General features: G+C 34.9%; 19 protein-coding genes. 7 read left to right on the plus strand and 12 right to left on the minus strand.

Features of this window, described 5'->3' with window-relative positions; translation table 11 throughout:
• Positions 1-11: 11 nt before the first annotated feature.
• From HM990_RS13050 to HM990_RS13060, 3 genes are read right to left on the minus strand one after another with little or no spacing between them, the layout of a single operon-like run.
• Entirely contained in the window at positions 12-854 is an 843-nt protein-coding gene (locus tag HM990_RS13050; RefSeq protein WP_178989363.1) for a sterol desaturase family protein, read from the minus strand.
• A gap of 5 nt (positions 855-859) precedes the next feature.
• The gene (locus tag HM990_RS13055) at positions 860-1759 is read right to left on the minus strand and encodes a hypothetical protein (protein ID WP_178989364.1); all 900 of its coding nucleotides are present in this window, start codon (positions 1757-1759) and stop codon (positions 860-862) included.
• Positions 1760-1812: 53 nt separating this feature from the next.
• The gene (locus HM990_RS13060) at positions 1813-2307 is read right to left on the minus strand and encodes a YkgJ family cysteine cluster protein (protein ID WP_178989365.1); all 495 of its coding nucleotides are present in this window, start codon (positions 2305-2307) and stop codon (positions 1813-1815) included.
• A gap of 291 nt (positions 2308-2598) precedes the next feature.
• Here HM990_RS13060 and HM990_RS13065 point away from each other — a divergent pair, with 291 nt between their 5' ends.
• The gene (locus HM990_RS13065) at positions 2599-3294 is read left to right on the plus strand and encodes a class I SAM-dependent methyltransferase (protein ID WP_178989366.1); all 696 of its coding nucleotides are present in this window, start codon (positions 2599-2601) and stop codon (positions 3292-3294) included.
• A 166-nt stretch (positions 3295-3460) separates the two neighbouring features.
• Here the strand turns inward: HM990_RS13065 and HM990_RS13070 are convergent, their stop codons facing one another.
• The 5 genes from HM990_RS13070 to HM990_RS13090 all read right to left on the minus strand — a co-directional run bounded on the left by HM990_RS13070 (position 3461) and on the right by HM990_RS13090 (position 10968).
• On the minus strand, positions 3461-5077 hold the full coding sequence (locus HM990_RS13070; RefSeq protein ID WP_178989367.1) for an amidohydrolase: 1617 nt from the start codon (positions 5075-5077) through the stop codon (positions 3461-3463).
• Between the two features lie 179 nt (positions 5078-5256).
• A complete protein-coding gene (locus HM990_RS13075; RefSeq protein ID WP_178989368.1) occupies positions 5257-5676 on the minus strand; it encodes a type II toxin-antitoxin system VapC family toxin in 420 nt (139 codons plus the stop codon).
• Positions 5673-5918: a DUF6364 family protein gene (locus HM990_RS13080; RefSeq protein WP_178989369.1), complete on the minus strand. Its 246-nt coding sequence runs from the start codon at positions 5916-5918 to the stop codon at positions 5673-5675. Before HM990_RS13080 ends, HM990_RS13075 begins: the two co-directional genes overlap by 4 nt.
• 232 nt (positions 5919-6150) lie before the next feature.
• Positions 6151-7869 carry a porin family protein gene (locus HM990_RS13085; RefSeq protein ID WP_178989370.1) on the minus strand — a complete coding sequence of 573 codons (1719 nt, stop codon included), beginning with the start codon at positions 7867-7869 and terminating at the stop codon, positions 6151-6153.
• Between the two features lie 78 nt (positions 7870-7947).
• Positions 7948-10968 carry a tetratricopeptide repeat protein gene (locus HM990_RS13090; RefSeq protein WP_178989371.1) on the minus strand — a complete coding sequence of 1007 codons (3021 nt, stop codon included), beginning with the start codon at positions 10966-10968 and terminating at the stop codon, positions 7948-7950.
• Between the two features lie 370 nt (positions 10969-11338).
• Here HM990_RS13090 and trpA point away from each other — a divergent pair, with 370 nt between their 5' ends.
• The 6 genes from trpA (at position 11339) to HM990_RS13120 (ending at position 14465) form a co-directional block, all read left to right on the plus strand.
• Positions 11339-12109 (plus strand): tryptophan synthase subunit alpha, encoded by a 771-nt coding sequence (gene trpA, locus HM990_RS13095; protein WP_178989372.1) that lies wholly within the window; start codon positions 11339-11341, stop codon positions 12107-12109.
• Between the two features lie 97 nt (positions 12110-12206).
• Positions 12207-12353: a hypothetical protein gene (locus HM990_RS13100; RefSeq protein WP_178989373.1), complete on the plus strand. Its 147-nt coding sequence runs from the start codon at positions 12207-12209 to the stop codon at positions 12351-12353.
• A complete protein-coding gene (locus tag HM990_RS13105; RefSeq protein ID WP_317166912.1) occupies positions 12354-12650 on the plus strand; it encodes a hypothetical protein in 297 nt (98 codons plus the stop codon).
• A 9-nt stretch (positions 12651-12659) separates the two neighbouring features.
• Positions 12660-13112 (plus strand): tRNA (cytidine(34)-2'-O)-methyltransferase, encoded by a 453-nt coding sequence (locus HM990_RS13110; RefSeq protein WP_178989374.1) that lies wholly within the window; start codon positions 12660-12662, stop codon positions 13110-13112.
• Positions 13113-13188: 76 nt separating this feature from the next.
• The gene (locus tag HM990_RS13115) at positions 13189-13572 is read left to right on the plus strand and encodes an EF-hand domain-containing protein (RefSeq protein WP_178989375.1); all 384 of its coding nucleotides are present in this window, start codon (positions 13189-13191) and stop codon (positions 13570-13572) included.
• 473 nt (positions 13573-14045) lie between these two features.
• Positions 14046-14465: a hypothetical protein gene (locus HM990_RS13120; RefSeq protein WP_178989376.1), complete on the plus strand. Its 420-nt coding sequence runs from the start codon at positions 14046-14048 to the stop codon at positions 14463-14465.
• 32 nt (positions 14466-14497) lie between these two features.
• Here HM990_RS13120 and HM990_RS13125 read toward each other — a convergent pair whose 3' ends face one another.
• The 4 genes from HM990_RS13125 to HM990_RS13140 form a co-directional block, all read right to left on the minus strand.
• Entirely contained in the window at positions 14498-14722 is a 225-nt protein-coding gene (locus HM990_RS13125; protein ID WP_178989377.1) for a VF530 family protein, read from the minus strand.
• Position 14723: 1 nt separating this feature from the next.
• The gene (locus HM990_RS13130) at positions 14724-14939 is read right to left on the minus strand and encodes a DUF6500 family protein (protein ID WP_178989378.1); all 216 of its coding nucleotides are present in this window, start codon (positions 14937-14939) and stop codon (positions 14724-14726) included.
• A 2-nt stretch (positions 14940-14941) separates the two neighbouring features.
• Complete coding sequence (locus HM990_RS13135; protein WP_178989379.1) at positions 14942-16228, minus strand: DEAD/DEAH box helicase; 1287 nt, start codon at positions 16226-16228, stop codon at positions 14942-14944.
• A 106-nt stretch (positions 16229-16334) separates the two neighbouring features.
• The gene (locus HM990_RS13140) at positions 16335-17138 is read right to left on the minus strand and encodes a tryptophan-rich sensory protein (RefSeq protein ID WP_178989380.1); all 804 of its coding nucleotides are present in this window, start codon (positions 17136-17138) and stop codon (positions 16335-16337) included.
• Positions 17139-17168: the final 30 nt, after the last annotated feature.

A 17168-nucleotide genomic window follows, 5' to 3' on the forward strand; every position in this document is an offset into this window, starting at 1 on the left:
ATGCAACTGCACTAATTGTCAAGATCTGCCGAAAGCGTTGATTTTTCATATTTCTGAAACGGTTGTTTTAGCAAATCCTTGATATTGCTGTTTTTTATTTCATCGGGAAACACATCGACGCCATATTTTAATTTTTCACGATCCAGATACCTATAGGTCCCAAACATACGATCCCAAATACTCAAAATATTTCCATAATTAGAATCGGTATAAGGCAATCTAAAATGATGGTGCGTCTTGTGCATATCTGGCGACACAATGAGGTAACTCAATGCTTTGTCCAAACCTTTTGGCATTTTTATATTCGCATGTGTAAACTGGGTAAATATGAGTGACATGGCCTGATAAATCATAATCAAAGCAATTGGAGTCCCAACCACAAAAACACCAAGTAGTGTAAACGAAAATCGAATTAAACTTTCTATGGGATGATGCCTGTTGGCCGTGGTCGTATCAACGTTATGATCGGTATGGTGAACCAAATGCACCATCCATAACGGTTTTACTTTGTGTTCCACATAATGCGCTAAGTAAGCACCAAAAAAATCGAGCAATACTACACCTAACAAGGCGTAAAGCCAAAGTGGCATTTGAGGCAACCAATTGATAATTCCGAAATCATTAGCTTTTACCCAATCTGCAGCGCCTAAAAGTAAAAACGCCAAAGCGAAATTGATAGCAACAGTAGTTAATGTAAAAAAGAGATTTGGGATGGCATGTTGCCATTTTTTGTATGTAAACTTAAATAACGGTAAACCACCTTCCAACACCCAAAAAAACGTGAGTCCACCAACCAAAATAAGACTTCGGTGTGACGAAGGAATGGTTTCAAAATAGGTAATGATGGTTTCCAATGCGTTTAAGAGTTAAGATTTATAAGCATTTGCGCTTTCTTCAAATTTACTGAAGAAAGTTTAGATTTCCATGGTGCAGCATCGTTTTCATCATTTAAAATCTGATAAGCCGTATAATATAGAAATGCCGCAAAAGTCTGATTATTGGGTTCAACATTTTTGGCGTCCATTCGTCTGAGTTGCCGAAGTACTTTTTTGGGACGCTGTGTAATTAAGTATTCTTGAATTTTTAAAAGCTCTACGCGTTGAGTTAATGCAAGCTGATCTTCTTCTGGGTTTGCTTCTATGAATCTGGCAGCTTCATCTAAATAGATATTTGATAAGTCAATAATTTCTTTTCTGATGTCTTCTTTTAAATACATTGAAAAATCCAGATATTTTGAAGCTAAATAGTAGGCGGAATAAAAATCTTTCTTTATTTGGTAGCCCTTTAATTCATGCTCTATAAACTCTGTATTTAAGGCATAATCCCGAATTAAAGTACTAATATTTTGGTAACTATTAAGATGACTGGAAACATTTAAAATATTACCATGAATATCCATTATTTTTATGGAATCGTCATTAAATTTATCGATATATTTTTGGGATCTTCTGCCCTTGATTTCGGGATACCAATCGGCATAACGATTCTCATTTACTATGACAGGTACAAAATGTTTCCAAATTAATGGGCTAACAGTTTCGTCTTCAAACATATTTTGAATAAACGCTGTTCTCCCATCATCCAATTCTACCAAAACGTGATATGGATAGGTTGTCGCTTCCTCCCAAACCATCAAAACCATTTTATTCTGCACCTTGGCTAAGCTTTGCGCAATCTCCAAATTGGTCATCCATGGTTGCGCATGGGACATATTTATGGTAAAAAGAATAAAAAAAGCTTTTATTAAATAGTTTTTCATACTTATTTTTTTTAATCATTTTAATATCAAAAATTATTCCGAAAAGACAATTCTTACAATTCTATTCTCTTTTTCATTTCTTCAACAATATTATATGCTGCTGGACAAATAGCAACATTCTTCATTGTTAAGCTGGCTATCTGCTGAAATTTTTTTCGATCCGTATGCGGAAATTCCCGACAGGCCTTTGGTCTTACCTCATAAATAGAACAATAATTATCAGCGCCTAAGAACGTACAAGGAACAGATTGCAATACATAATCATTTTCTTCATCTAAACGCAAATAGGTTTCAATGAATTGCTGTGCTTTCATTTTAAACGCTTTAGCAATACGCTGAATATCCTTATCTGTAAATAATGGCCCTGTGGTTTTGCAACAATTGGCACACTCTAAACAATCGGTACGTTCAAATTCTTCCTCGTGCAATTCCTGCATCAGATAATCCAATTGCTTTGGCGGTTTCTTTTTTAGCTTCGTAAAAAAAGTTTTATTCTCCTTATGCTTATCTTTGGCAAGCTTTGGAAGGTTATTGATTTGGTCTTGCATATCGCAAATTTAAGTAAAGTTCTCGATACAATTTTGAGAAAATTAGAAATCAACAGATTGAACGGATTAAAACCAAATACGTTATTTTTTGCCACCAATTCACTAATAAATGAACTATACTCATAAAAAAATTTGTGACGAAGTATCTTATAGCAATTACAAGAATAAAAATCTAAAGACTTTTTTTAGCCATATAATACAAGAAGATAAAATACGTGTATTTATGGCTTCATATTTTTAACCCCTTTGACTATCAAAATCACTCTAACTGAATTTCAATACTAATTACATATGAAAGACCTCTTCGGAAAAGCATTATTAGATTATCACAACGGAAATTATACTGAAGACCTTATAACTTCTACCAATATTTCAGAAGAAGATATATTACCGCTTCCCTATTTATTTAGAACCTATTCTGAAATGCCAAAACTGGAACAGAAAGCACTGCAACTCTCCCAAGGAAACGTTTTAGATGTAGGTTGTGGCGGAGGAAGTCATTCGTTGTGGTTACAAGAAAAAGGTTTAACCGTAAAAGCCATTGATACTTCTGAAGGCGCGATTGAAGTGGCAGAAAAGCGTGGTATTTTAAATGCTGAATTAAAACCACTTCTGGAGGAAACCGAAACTTTTGATACCATTTTATTGTTAATGAATGGTACTGGAATTTTTGAAGAATTATCCCAAGTTTCTAACTATTTGAAGCATTTGAAATCGCTATTAAGTCCTAAAGGTCAAATCTTAATTGATTCTTCTGACATCTCTTATATGTATGAAGATGAGGATGGCGGCATGTGGTTAGACCTCAACCAAGGTTATCCTGGTGAATTGGATTATTTTCTGTCTTACAGAGGCGAAAACGAAGCGCCAATGAAATGGTTGTATCTCGATTTTGAAACTTTGAAAACGGCGTGTTTAACTGTTGGGCTGAAATGCGATAAGGTTATGGATGGCTTGCATTTTGATTATTTGGCGCGGATATATTGAGTTACTACACAGAGTTACTCGGAGATTCGCAGAGATACACGGAGCCTTTGGTGGTTCTTAATAAAACATTGTATAAAATTTAAACTGATTTCTCCGTGATTCTCTGTGCTTTCCCTCTGAGCATCTCAGTGTAAAAACCATATTAAGTTCGAATAAATCTTCGATACTATTGCACTTCCCCTCCAACAACAGTTCTCAAAACCTTAATATTAGGAATCTCATTAGCATCAACCGTCATAATATCTTTATCCAAAATGATAAAATCGGCAAATTTTCCAACTTCAATGCTTCCTTTTTCATCTTCTTCAAAATTTGAATAGGCTGCCCAAATGGTCATACCTTTTAAAGCTTCTTCCCTAGATAATGCATTTTCCATCTGAAAACCACCTTCAGGATATTGTTCTAAATCCTGACGTGCAACAGCAGCATAAAACGTTAAAAACGGACTCACGCGCTCCACAGGAAAATCGGTTCCCAATGCTACTTTTCCGTAGGCTTCCAGTAATTGCTTATAGGCATAGGCGCCTTTTATACGTTCTGCTCCCACGCGGTCTTCGGCCCAATACATATCGCTTGTAGCATGTGTTGGTTGAATGGAGGGCATTACATTTTTATACAACTCAAAATCCTCTGGCGATACAATCTGTGCGTGTTCTACACGCCAACGTCTGTCTTTTTTTCCTTTAAGGACTTTGTTGTAGATATCCAATACGGCGTGATTAGCCGAATCTCCTATGGCATGCGTATTCATTTGAAATTCTGAATTTGCAATGCGCTCTGCTGATTTTTTAAGGGCTTCCAAATCGGTAACCAGCAATCCTAAATGACCCGGTTTATCAGAATAAGGCGCTCTAAGCATGGCGCCTCTTGATCCTAAAGCTCCATCTGCATAAAATTTGAACGAACGCACATTGAGTCGGTCAGTTTTAGTAATGCCTTTTTCTAAAAAGTAATCCAGATTGTCTTTAGTATGCGAAACCATCGCATAGATACGCATTTTTAATTTGCCTGATTCTTGAAGGTTTTCTATAGTTTCAATGGCTTCTCTGCTTAATCCTGCATCATCGACCGTTGTTAACCCTAAATCGAAGCAAATTTTCTGGGCCTCAAGCAATGCTTCCGCTTGGTCCATTTTTGTTGGTTTTGGCCAATGCTCCATGACTAGACTCTCCGCATTATCAATCAATATACCTGTCAGTTTTCCATTTTCAACAACGACTTCTCCTCCATCTATTGTACTGTTTATTGTTACGTTTCCTAAATCCAAGGCGGCTTGATTGGCCAAAATAGCATGTCCATCTATGCGCATTAAAGCTATTGGTGTTTTAGGATACAATTTATCCAATAATGCTTTGTTCGGAAATTGTTTGTCTTCCCAATCATTTTGGTCCCAACCTCTACCTAAAATATATTGGTTGTTATTTTCATTTTGAAAATCCAATACGCGTTTCATTAGCTCTTCAAAACTTTTTGTTCCAACTAAATCGACAGCTTGCTGATTAAATCCTAATCCTAAAAAATGACAATGGGCATCAATAAAACCTGGTAACAGTGTTTTTCCGTTGGCGTTGATGGTATCAATAGCTTTATAATTGTCATCGATTTCAGACGTTGTACCAACAGCAATTATTTTTCCGTCTTTTACTGCGAATGCTTCTGCTTTATTGAAATTATTATCTACGGTGTATATGTTGGCGTTTGTGACTATTAAATCTGCTTCTTGCTTATCTTTCTGACAAGCAAAAATTGTCAGTAACAATAGGATTGAGAGTAGTTTTTTCATTTTGGTTGGTGGTTTAGTGGACATTCAAATTTTTGTTAGGACTTCGATGCTTCGACTGCGCTCGGCAAAGGCAAGCTCAATCTGACAGCAAGTTGTAAAAATAAGAAAAGCGCTCTGAATTTGGAGTGTTATGTCTAAGTAGTCTGAATATTTGGCTTATTAAATAAAAAATTATAGTTTTATTTCCCTACCAAACTCTTCAAATATTCATCAGCAGTCATGACTGGAAGCAAGGATTTTTTAAAGTCTTTACCGTTTCTCGTTATAATCATCTCGCAGTCCGATTCTGTTGCGCTAAAATATTGTAAAGCATCTTCGAAATCTTTTATGGCTGAGTTGAGTCCCTTTTCAATGGTCTGCTCGTCAAGCGAACATATTTCAGCTATAATTTTGAACTTACGTAATTTTTCTCTGGCGATTTTAGAATTCTCGAATTTCGACAAAAAATAATTTACTGTAGCAAATGAAATCGGAGAAACGACCATAACTAATTTCCTTTTTTCGGCTAAGGTTGCAATTTTGGCGATAGGCTCATAAAAAGGATCTCTTTCCCCTAATAAATCCAACATGATATTAGTGTCAATAAAAATCCGCTTCATTTGTATTTCTCGGTTAAATAATCGGAATACTCGTTTTTATAATCAAGGTCTGCAGGAATTTTAGTCCCTGTAGAAATACTTCTTACAAATGGCGAAATTTCGAATTCTGATGTGATTTCAGAGGTTAAGGATTGTAAATAGGCTTCTACAATTCGAGATAGACTCATTTTTCTATTGGAGGCATATGCTTTTGCCTTCTCAATAATTTCTTGATTGAGTTTTAATGTCAACTTTGTATCCATAGTAATTTAATTGTTATACGTACAAATATAATAAACATATGCGTACAAATTAGCAATTAACGATAAAAGCGCTCCAAATGGGAACGCTTTAATTTCATTTACTCAAAATTGAATTTAGACTTTATCTTTTTCAGCTGAATAATTTGGGTCACTATCTTCGCAATGCTGAATATTATAGAAATCCTGAGATAATTTTAGGATGTCATCATGAGATTCCCACTTTCGTGGGAATTTAGAAATCAAACTGATAAGTCGCCCCTGCCAGAAACTGAATGCCTTGAACCGGGAAATTTAACCAACGCTGATAATCTTGATTAAAAATATTATTCGCCTTGGCAAACACAGACAATTGATCGTTTATCTTGTAGCCAACATGTGCATTTAAATCGAAATAACTTTCTAAACTCACCCTTGTTACAATTGGCTGAGCAAAAAGCGAATTCACAATTCTTTCATCTTCACGTTCGCCAACAAAATAGGCACTTGCGCCTGCAAACCATTGTTCTGAAATTTGATAATCCAAAAATAATGAGGCTTCCAAATCTGGTAAATTCCATGCTTGTGCTTCGTTTTTCATGTCGTAAGCAAAATATTCGCCCTTAATTCCTAAAGTGAAATTTCTGTTGAAATCCACATTCAATTCTCCAGCAATGGAAAACGTTGTTACATTATCGTAAATAACACCAAATGAATTTCCGTAGTGGTAATCTTCTGATGCTGTTGCCAATGCTTCATTAGCCTTGAATAAGGCTTTCCCTTTTTCAGAAGCATAATTTCCTCTCACATTATAGCTGATATTATTGGATAGCTTTCCTTTGACGCCAACAAACGTTTTAAACTGCTGGTCTGTTGGGCTTACAAAAAGTGTTGGCGACACAAATGGATTAAAGTTAGCAAAATCGTAATATGAATTTTGAATGACCTTACCTGTTAAACCTCCATAAGCGATTAAAAGCTCATCAACTAAACGGTAGGATCCTTCAATATTTGGATGAATATAAAATTTACTTTTACTGAATTCCGTATCATTCAAATAGGTTAATCTTATACCTAGATTAATAGTTAAATCATCTTGATTATACTGGTAAGAAGGTGCTAAACCAATCATAAAATTACCGTAATCTATGGATTGTGGCCCATTAAAACTAGAATCGAAACTTCCACCTAAATAATCCATAAATAATTCGGCATCGATATCTGCATCTTGTATGGCGACTTCAAAATTAGAACTGGCCATAAAACGGTTTTCTCCAGAACTTCTATCGTCTCCAAAACGTCGAAAGCGTAGGCTTGCATCTTTTACAATGGCATCTTCTAAATTAATTTTACCACCTAAATTAAAACTTGTGTAATTATGTTTTGGGTCAATAGCATCGGCTTCTGCTTGTCCAAAATAATCTTGAGGTAAACCGTACCAATTATACGTTTGTAAATTGAATCCACCATCAACTTTCCAAGCAAAATCCCTTTGGTTTTTGGTGTAATGCGCGTTGAGTTTTGTTTTAGAAAAAGCATCATCCAACAATAAATTATCAATACCACCACGTGAGGAATGATGACTAAAATAACCGCCTACATTTTCGTCCCTACTTAACTCATGGTTCAGATAAACTTCACCTAAAAGAGTTGTATAATTACCCACGCCAAGTGAGGCATAATTATCGTATAACTTTACGGCTTTAGCCTTATCTACCGTTGCCGCTTTTCCTTTTGCCGGTGTAAATGTGGATGCCACAGGGATTGAGAAAATATTGTATTTAATTTCTTTTTTCTCAACTGTGGTCGAGTCTGCCAAAGTTGGATTATCCTTAATTTTAAAGGCATCGGAAATTGTTGGCGTGTATGGTTTTATAACGTTGACAGTTTGGTCCGCTATGGTGTCTTTTTCTTGGGCATAACTAAAAGCAAAACCCAAAGTGAAGATTGATAATATTATATATTTAACTTTCATGTGTTATAGTTTGATTGCACTTCGACTTAGAGCTACCTGCTTTCACTTCAACTACGTTCAGTGACCAGACAGGTATTTTTAGTCCTCAGTTTCGATTGATGAATTTGTTTTCGCTTCTTCGGCTTTTATTTTGTTCAGTTCTGTTTTGGCTTCTTGTACAACAGCGTCAAACTCTGGGAAATTGCTGATTACACTTTCTAAAATATAAGTGGCTTGAAACGCATCTCCCAAAGCATAAAAATTCTTCGCCATAACCACCAAACCTTTAGCACTGAACAATTTATAACTGCCATAATCCTTGGCTAATTTTTGAATAGTTGTATTTGATGCTTCGTAGTCTCCTGCTTTATTTTTAAAATAGCCATTGTAGTATAAAGCTTCTGCAGCAACGCTTCCTGTGGCTAGTTTTTCAACTTCGGCATAAGCGGTTTTCGCTTTGGTTTCATTTCCTGTTTTAATGGCTGAACGTGCAATGATTAATTTGGCGTCGCTCTTCACTTTGTTATCCAGTTTTGAATTGCCCAATACTTTTTCAGCATAACTTTCTGCTTTGGAATAATCTTCGGTTTGGTAATAGGCATTCATTAAATTGGATTGCGCATAAATCACATTCTGAGGATAATCGGCTTCGAGCTCCAAGCGTTTTAAAACAGGAATGGCTTTTTCCCAATCCGATTTTTTCAAATAAATCTCACAAAGTTTAACGGTTGCTTGTTCGGTATATTCCGATTTTGAGGCATCGACAACAGCTTTGTAATGTGGTTGTGCATTATCCAACAACCCTTTCTTATAATATAATTCCGCTAAATAAAAATGCGCTTTTTGATTGTGAAGCCCTTTTGGGAATTCATTCAAATACTTGTTAAACTGACGAATAGCCTTATCGGTTTCGTTATCTAAATATGGTTTTTCTGCGGCTAAATAAGTAGCATTGTCTAAATCTACATCTGTAACCTCAACATAATCCAAAGTTCTTACCCAATTAGCGTATTCATCCACACGACCTAAATCGATATAAATTAAACGAACCGTTGAAACTGCTTGAACCGCTTCGCCAGAGCCTGGAAAATCAGTTGCTACTTTTTTGAACTTGCTCAAAGCACGCTCATTATCGTTTCCATTGTAATACACCAGACCTTGTCTCAATAAAGCTTTTGAGGTAAATGCACTTGTTCTATATTCCGAATTTAAACGGTCATACATTTGCATGGCTTTGTCCGAGTCGCCCGATTTTACATAAGAATTTGCCAATTCGTACATGGCATCGTCTCGTAAAGCTGATTTTGGATAGTCGTTGATAAAGGATTTCAATTCTGAAATTTTATTAGACCCTTTTCCTAAGTAGCCTTGACTCATTGCTTTTTGAAAAGCCGCATAATCGGTTTCAATCTCATTAATTTGAATGGCTTTGTTATACGCGTCTATAGCATCATTATAGTTACTCGACACAAAATAACCATCTGCTAATCTTAAATAAGCATCGTTTTGGCGCAGTTTATCATTTGATTTATTTTGAATGAATTTTTCAAAATAATTAGTGGCATTGGTATAATCTTTCAACTTAAAATAGGTGTAAGCCAAATTGTAATTCAGATTTTCAATTTCTGGTAAGCTTGACGCTTCGTCCATGCCTGAAAATTGTTTAAACCCAATCAGTGCCTCATTATAATTGGTTAAATTATAGTCCGTTTCCGCTTTCCAAAATGTTGCTTTCGCTACAAATTTTGGGTCTCTTGGTTCTTTTAATGAGCCGTTAAATAAATCCAAGGCTTCGTTGTACTTGTTTTCGTTATACAATTCCACAGCTCTAAAAAAGGCAACTTTTTGGTAAGCCGCTTTATGTTCAAAACTATTTTTGCCTTTTAATAATTCTAAGGCTTCCTTATAGTTTTTAGACGTAATGTAAGAATCTATTAATAAGGTTTCCACTTCACCTTTAAAACCAGAATCCGGATATTGGTTTAAATAACTCGTTAAAACCTGTGGAACGGATTGGTATGGATTCCCGATTTCGTAACTGATTTTTGCATAATTTAACCAAGCATCTTCCTGGATTTTTAAATCGAAATCCATTTGCGATGCATTTCTAAACGCATTTAAAGCTTCCTGCTTTTTGTCTAAATTGATGTAGCTTTCCCCTAAATGGTAATAGGCATTTTGGGCTACTGAATTTTTTCCATCTATAATTTTATTGAATTCAGATATGGCACTTTCAAAATCATTTTGTTTGTAATAGGCATAACCCAATTGGTAATAATCGGTATTGTTCCATTTTCGATTTTTACCTTGGTAGGCCTTTAAATAAGGAATCGCTTCGGCATATTTTTCAAGATTGAAATAACTTTCACCTATAATCTTTGACAATTCAGACTCTTCAACACCTCTGACATTTGGTAATTGCTCTTCTGCCAGTTCAATAGCTTTTTCAAACTTTCCTAATTTGAAATTTAGGTCGGCTTGGTAATAAGATAATTTCTCTTTGTACTTTTCGTTATCGCTAACTTGGTCAAAATACGCGTTCGCTTTATCGTAATCATCGCCTTGATAAGCTAAAAAACCTATGTAATATTTGGCCTGTGAGCCGTATTCTTTTGAATTTATAACACGATTTAAATATTTAGTGGCTTTCTTTTCGTCTTTAGTAGAATACAACGCATAGCCATAATTAAAGTTGAAACGTTCTTTTTCGGAACGCGCTATGCTCCTTTCATCTACTCTTTCGTACCATTTGCGTGCATAGGCATATTTTCCATTTTCGAAATAGTAATTGGCTACATCTAAAAAAGCCGTGTTTCGCTTGGTACTCGTTGGGTAGTCTTCTACAAATTCCGTTACTAAATCGTCTGCATTATTTTGATTTAATCGCACCGCACAATTGGCGATGTAGTAGGCGCAATCAGATTTAATGGTAACGTCATTGGTCTCGTCCTTAATGTCGTCGAACAAAGACTGGGCTGCTTTGTACTGTTTATTATTATATAAAGTTAGTGCCTTTTGGTAGTCTTGTAAATCGCTAGTGTAGACGGCAGATTTTTGCGCCATTCCCAGCGCAGAAACGACTAGAAAAACGATGATTAACTGTTTTTTGAGTAACATCATTGTTATAAATTTAATTGATGAAATTATTTCGGTGCAAATATAATTATATCCAAAATCTATAACGTTAGAAATTGGTTATAATTATACACGAAGTTATTAAAAGGAGTTGGTAGTGTTCAGTCCTCAGTCTTCAGTAAAAAGTATAAAATGGAAAGTTTCATTTATCTTATTTGCATTTATCCTTTGTGCACCTTTGTGACTTCTTTGTGTGGCTTTGAGTTATAGTATTTAGATAGCCTAGATATTTTAGTATTTGGTATTCAGCGTTCAGTAGTTTTAGTCTTAACGGAAAACATTATTAATTTTTCACTTTTAATTCTTAATTTTTCATTTAAGTCCTATTTTTACATTGAATAACAAAGCATAGATTTTGAACAGAATAAATCAAAAATTACAAGAGGATAAAAAATTGTTGTCCATTTATTTTACGGCAGGTTATCCCAATATCAATGACACAACCACCATAATTAAAGGTCTTGAAAAAAATGGTGTGGACATGATTGAAATCGGGTTACCTTTTAGCGATCCTTTGGCTGATGGGCCAACCATTCAAGAAAGCTCTACACAAGCTTTAAAAAACGGCATGACAAGCGACTTGTTGTTTGAACAACTCAAAGACATTCGGGAATCGGTTTCTATTCCATTAATTATTATGGGTTATTTTAATCCGATGTTACAATATGGTGTTGAAGCCTTTTGTAAAAAATGCGAAGAGGTAGGTATTGATGGATTGATCATTCCTGATTTGCCAGTGGATGTTTATAATGATGACTATAAGGCAATTTTTGAAAAGCACGGCTTAATCAATGTATTTTTGATTACACCACAAACCTCAGATGAGCGTATTGGATACATCGATTCGGTATCCAATGGATTTATCTATATGGTAAGCTCGGCAAGTGTCACGGGAGGTAGTTCTGGTTTTGGTGACGAGCAAACCAACTATTTTAAACGTATTAATGCTATGAATTTAAAAAATCCCCAAATTGTAGGTTTTGGAATTTCAGATCATGAAACGTTCTCTCAAGCCACGCAATATGGAAAAGGCGCCATAATAGGTAGTGCTTTTATAAAGCATTTGACAGAAAATGGAATAGGTGATTTAGGTGGCTTTGTGTCTGCAATCCGAAAGAATCCTTAAAACTTTTAACCTTTAGCCTTCTAATTTTATGATAGTTTTAATACAGTTTTATAAGATTTTTCTTATATTACTAATGAACGTAAAAAAATAAGAAATCATGGGAATAATAAAAGATAAGAAAAAATTTAAAACAAAAACTCAAAATCAAACTGACCTTACCAATCCAACTGGGAATGTCAATCAAAAAAACAATGAATTCGACATTGATAAAAAAACGATTAAAAGTCAACAAACAAAAAAGTAGTTGCATAAAAGAGAATTTAAGAAAGTCTATTCATATATTTGGATAGACTTTTTTTATGCCATGAAATTACTCAACGATTGGAAACTCATCATCCTACTTTGCCTGACTTTAGGCTTAGCACCATTTTTTCCCGAACCACATATTTTAGGCAAAGTAAGATGGATTGTAGGTGGCGCAATTGGTATGACTATTAAGGATTGGTTTGATGTGGTTTTTCATGGATTTCCATTTACTTTATTGATTCGATTAGTGCTTTTAAAACTTAAAAAACAAGATTCTGAATCGATCCCAGAATAACTAATACTTATGCCATTAAACATCGTACTTATAGAACCCGAAATCCCAAACAACACTGGTAACATTGGTCGTCTGGCATTGGCCACGGGTTCAAAATTACATTTAGTAAAACCTTTTGGTTTCGAAATTGACGATAAACGTCTTAAACGCGCCGGACTCGATTATTGGCAACATTTGGAGGTTATCTATTATGATACTATTGATGATTTCTTCTTAAAAAACGATGATGCACAAATGGTATTTTTATCTAGCCACGGCACTAAAAGTCATTGGGATATAGACTTTAAAAATGACATGTTTTTGGTTTTTGGAAAAGAATCTGTTGGTTTACCAAAACCGTTAATTGAGACCTATGCATCTCAACTATTTAAAATCCCACTTTATAGTAAAGCGATAAGAAGCTTAAATTTAGCCAATGCAGTAGGCATTATTGTTTATGAAGGCCTGCGACAAATTAAATAAGTTTGGGAGGATGAGACAACCTAATCCTTTTTCACCTATATTAGTCTCAAATTTATAACACCTAAATCACAATACAATGATTACCAAAACATTAAAAACAGGAATTGTATTAGTTGCAATAGCCTCATTTTCCTTTATTGGTGCTCAACAAAAGCAAGAAATAAAGCAGCAAATAAAAAATGATAAAATTGAATTAAAAAAAGATAGATCGGAAAGAATGTTTAAGCACCTCGATATCAATGCTGATAATATGATCACTTTGGAGGAGTTTAAGGAAAAACGTATGAAAGATCCTTCCAAGACGGAAAAAATTGAAAAACAATTCGCAGACATTGATACGGATAAAAATGAAACCATAGGCAGGGAAGAATTTAAAATTTATTTTGAATCTAATCTTAGACCCACTAGGATGGAAAAAATAAAAGCAAAAAACAAGAAAAACGCTGTAGAGAAAGGATAGGTATTCTTTTTTCTAAAATACTGTATAAAATCCTCTAAATGTTTAGAGGATTTTTTTATTTAAAAACCTTCATTATAGTTCTAAAATATAGGCACAATAACCTGTCATTCATCAATAGATTTTGTAACTTTTACTCCAGAAAGGACTATTGTATTGGATTTAACCATAGGAGGGATTAAGGATTTTATTGGCATGAGCATTGTCTCCGAATGTTATACAGAAACTAAACATGCTAGTATAATGGTAAAGACACTGTTCTCCGACATTATTTAGATTAGACAATGGCAACAACTTATATCAATTATAAGGTTCAATCCCAATATTTTTAAAAATTAATTAAATTTAGAACAGTATAACTAATGATATGAAAGATGAGATTCGAAATAAAAAATGTTTGCAACTATAATACCTGAATTCGATACTAATGTAAATGAGTTTGAACCAGAAGAAGATTAAATAAATACTTTTAAATTATGACTATAAATAAAAAAACTATTAGCCAAGGATTTATTCTTGCAGCTATCATGAATTTGTCAGTTTTAGTGTTTTCAAAACTATTTACCAATCCTACAATTCCAGAATTTGATCCAGATGTAATGTCCACATTTGGTTTGGTAATGATTGTACTTTGGGGATTGGCCTATGCTGCCGTTGCAAAAAGCTATTATAAAGTAAAGTGGTTGGTAAGGGTGTTTGCTATTGAAAAATTAGTTTATGTTGTGGTCTGGATACAATGGCTTTTGAACAATAACCTTTCAGATGTTTTTGAGAAGGATATATTAGCAGGACTTTTCTATTCGGTATACGGCGTCAATGATCTACTTTTTTGTATATTTTTTACCTATGTATTTTTGACCCTTAAAAACTCAAATGAAAATGCAGTAAAGGTTTAGGTCTGTTGAAACACTACAAAAATTGAAACCTGTTAGGATCGTTTTTTCAACATTTCCAAATACATCGCTTCCACCTTAGTTCTTGCCCATGGCGTCCGTCGTAAAAACTTTAAACTCGATTTTACTGAAGGATCGTGCGTAAAGCAACGAATGTTAATTTGATAACCCATATACTCCCAACCGTAATGCGCTTGCAGTTCTGTAACAATCTGTTCTAGCTTTACGCCGTGCAATGGATTATTGGCTTGTGTTGACACTTTATAGACTTTTTACTAATTCCTTAATCTTTACCGCTTTTTCAAAATGATCTAACTCGTGTGTTTTTATCCACCAAGTTGCGGCTTCCATTAACAATTCAGGATTGTCATTCTGATTCTTAAAAAACGCATAAAAAGAGATTCCAACATTAGTTCCTTTTTGTGCAATTTTCCTATCGCAAACCTCTATGATTTTGGCTTTTAAAATCGGAGACATTTTTAACGGCTATTGGTATTGCGATTTCGACTTCTACTTCGGTTTGAATTTTTACTATTTTTAGAGGAATTCCGAGAACTGTTTCTAGAATTAGAATTCCGACCACGACCTTGGTTTCTATTCTGACCTGGCTTAATTGGTTCCGTTGACGCATTAGGATCAGGTTCAAAACCTTCAACAATTTCGACTTCAATGGATTCCCCAATCAACTTTTCTATGCCTTTTAAATACGTAGTTTCATCTGCACTTACCAATGATATGGCTTGTCCTTCTGCTCCTGCTCTACCGGTTCTGCCAATTCTATGCACGTAATCTTCGGAGATGTTTGGCAATTCAAAATTAATAACATGAGGCAACAATGGAATATCCAAGCCTCTTGCTGCAATATCTGTAGCTACCAAAACTCTTACGGAACCATTCTTAAAGCCCGCTAAAGCTTTAGTACGCGCACCTTGGCTTTTATTTCCATGAATAGCAGCAGCTGTAATACCAGCACTAATCATCTTTTTACAAAGTTTGTTGGCACCGTGTTTTGTTCTTGTAAAGACTAAGACTTGTTTCCAGTTACCTTCAGAAATTAACTTTATGATTAAGTTCGTTTTTTTCCCTTTGGCAACTCTGTAAACCTTTTGTTCTATAACTTCGACCGCTGTATTTTCTGGCGTGGCTTCAACCTGCACAGGATGATTAAGGATTGAATACGCCAACTTCTTTATATCCTTAGAAAATGTAGCTGAGAACATTAGGTTTTGTCTTTTGTTAGGTATCAATTTCATAATACGTTCAATATCACGCAAAAAACCCATGTCCAACATACGATCGGCTTCGTCTAAAACAAATATTTCAACCTTTTTTAAAGATAACAAACCTTGATTTTCCAAATCAATTAAACGTCCTGGAGTGGCTACCAAAACATCTACACCTTGATTTAATTTATTCACTTGTGGATTCTGGTTGACGCCACCAAAAATCACAGCACTTCTAATATTTAAAAACTCGCTGTATTCTTTAACATTAGCATGGACCTGTGCGGCCAACTCACGTGTTGGCGTTAAAATCAAAGCTCTTATTGGTCGGTGTCTTTGCTCTGGTCCTTTAGATAAAAGATGAAGCATTGGCAAAGTGAAACCAGCTGTTTTTCCTGTTCCGGTTTGTGCTGATGCTAAAACATCTTTTCCTTCTAAAACAGGAGGAATAGCTTTGGCTTGTATAGGCGATGGTGTTTCGTATCCTTTTTTACTAATTGCTTTAAGTAATGGCTCAGATAAGCCCAATGATTTGAATGACATATATAAAGTTTATGAAGCAAACTCTATTTTTTATTTTTAGGTCACTCCTTTAATTCGGCGCGAAGGTACAGTTAATTATCCCGTTGGTATCTTAAATAGGACTTTATTATTTTGAAGTGCTCAAAGACTGCTTTAATTTCAGGAATGGATTGGTTGCCCGATTTTTATAGCCATGAATCCCAGTACTAATCAATAAAATAGCGGCACCTATAAAAGCAGCATATAAAATTATCGCGTTAGTGCCCTTATTCGCTATACCAATTGCTATCAATGCCCAAGCACCTACAGCGGCAAACTCGCGCATATTACGTTTCCAAAGCACGTATTGGTTGATTATTAAGGCTGCCACAATCATAATAATTGTCCAAACGGATTCTGAAAGCCCAAAACCATCCCAACCCAGTTTAACCAAATAACTCGAAATATTTACTATACTCGCCACAGTTACCCAGCCGGAATAAATCACAAATGGCCACCAAAGGCATAAAATAGTTGGAAATGGTTCATCGTCTAATTCCATGCGATTATTGATTACAATTTTAACCAAGGCCATCAAAAGCAAAAATATTAACACACAAGATAAACCCGTATACTCATAAACCCAAGCAAACACCCAAATGGAATTGAACACGCAAGACAGCACAAACCACCAACCTGTTTTTAGAACAAAATCATCATTTGCCACACTTACAAAAAGGCTTCTGCCTTGGTAAACGACAAAGCCAAACAGCAGCAAATAAATAATGCCCCAAATTGAAAAGGCATAACCTGCAGGCGTAAACAACGAATTGTAACTATCAGATATTTCCCCAATAGTAGTGTTATTTAAGGCACCTGTAACGGAAACGTAATTAATGATTATAACGATGATGAAAGCAATAGCATTGGCTATTTGTAGTGTTTTTTTCATGTTTAACTATTTTTATACAAGTTAAAGGTT

The organism is Winogradskyella schleiferi (assembly GCF_013394655.1).
GTDB classification, from domain to species: Bacteria; Bacteroidota; Bacteroidia; order Flavobacteriales; family Flavobacteriaceae; genus Winogradskyella; species Winogradskyella schleiferi.

Bases quoted from the DNA above. Each gene is read 5' to 3' on its own strand.
- HM990_RS13065 (WP_178989366.1), top strand. From the start codon at position 2,599: ATGAAAGACCTCTTCGGAAAAGCATTATTAGATTATCACAACGGAAAT.
- HM990_RS13140 (WP_178989380.1), bottom strand. From the start codon at position 17,138: ATGAAAAAAACACTACAAATAGCCAATGCTATTGCTTTCATCATCGTT.
- HM990_RS13135 (WP_178989379.1), bottom strand. From the start codon at position 16,228: ATGTCATTCAAATCATTGGGCTTATCTGAGCCATTACTTAAAGCAATT.
- HM990_RS13080 (WP_178989369.1), bottom strand. From the start codon at position 5,918: ATGGATACAAAGTTGACATTAAAACTCAATCAAGAAATTATTGAGAAG.
- HM990_RS13090 (WP_178989371.1), bottom strand. From the start codon at position 10,968: ATGATGTTACTCAAAAAACAGTTAATCATCGTTTTTCTAGTCGTTTCT.
- HM990_RS13110 (WP_178989374.1), top strand. From the start codon at position 12,660: ATGCCATTAAACATCGTACTTATAGAACCCGAAATCCCAAACAACACT.
- HM990_RS13060 (WP_178989365.1), bottom strand. From the start codon at position 2,307: ATGCAAGACCAAATCAATAACCTTCCAAAGCTTGCCAAAGATAAGCAT.
- HM990_RS13085 (WP_178989370.1), bottom strand. From the start codon at position 7,869: ATGAAAGTTAAATATATAATATTATCAATCTTCACTTTGGGTTTTGCT.
- HM990_RS13055 (WP_178989364.1), bottom strand. From the start codon at position 1,759: ATGAAAAACTATTTAATAAAAGCTTTTTTTATTCTTTTTACCATAAAT.
- HM990_RS13075 (WP_178989368.1), bottom strand. From the start codon at position 5,676: ATGAAGCGGATTTTTATTGACACTAATATCATGTTGGATTTATTAGGG.
- HM990_RS13100 (WP_178989373.1), top strand. From the start codon at position 12,207: ATGGGAATAATAAAAGATAAGAAAAAATTTAAAACAAAAACTCAAAAT.
- HM990_RS13070 (WP_178989367.1), bottom strand. From the start codon at position 5,077: ATGAAAAAACTACTCTCAATCCTATTGTTACTGACAATTTTTGCTTGT.
- HM990_RS13130 (WP_178989378.1), bottom strand. From the start codon at position 14,939: ATGTCTCCGATTTTAAAAGCCAAAATCATAGAGGTTTGCGATAGGAAA.
- HM990_RS13120 (WP_178989376.1), top strand. From the start codon at position 14,046: ATGACTATAAATAAAAAAACTATTAGCCAAGGATTTATTCTTGCAGCT.
- HM990_RS13115 (WP_178989375.1), top strand. From the start codon at position 13,189: ATGATTACCAAAACATTAAAAACAGGAATTGTATTAGTTGCAATAGCC.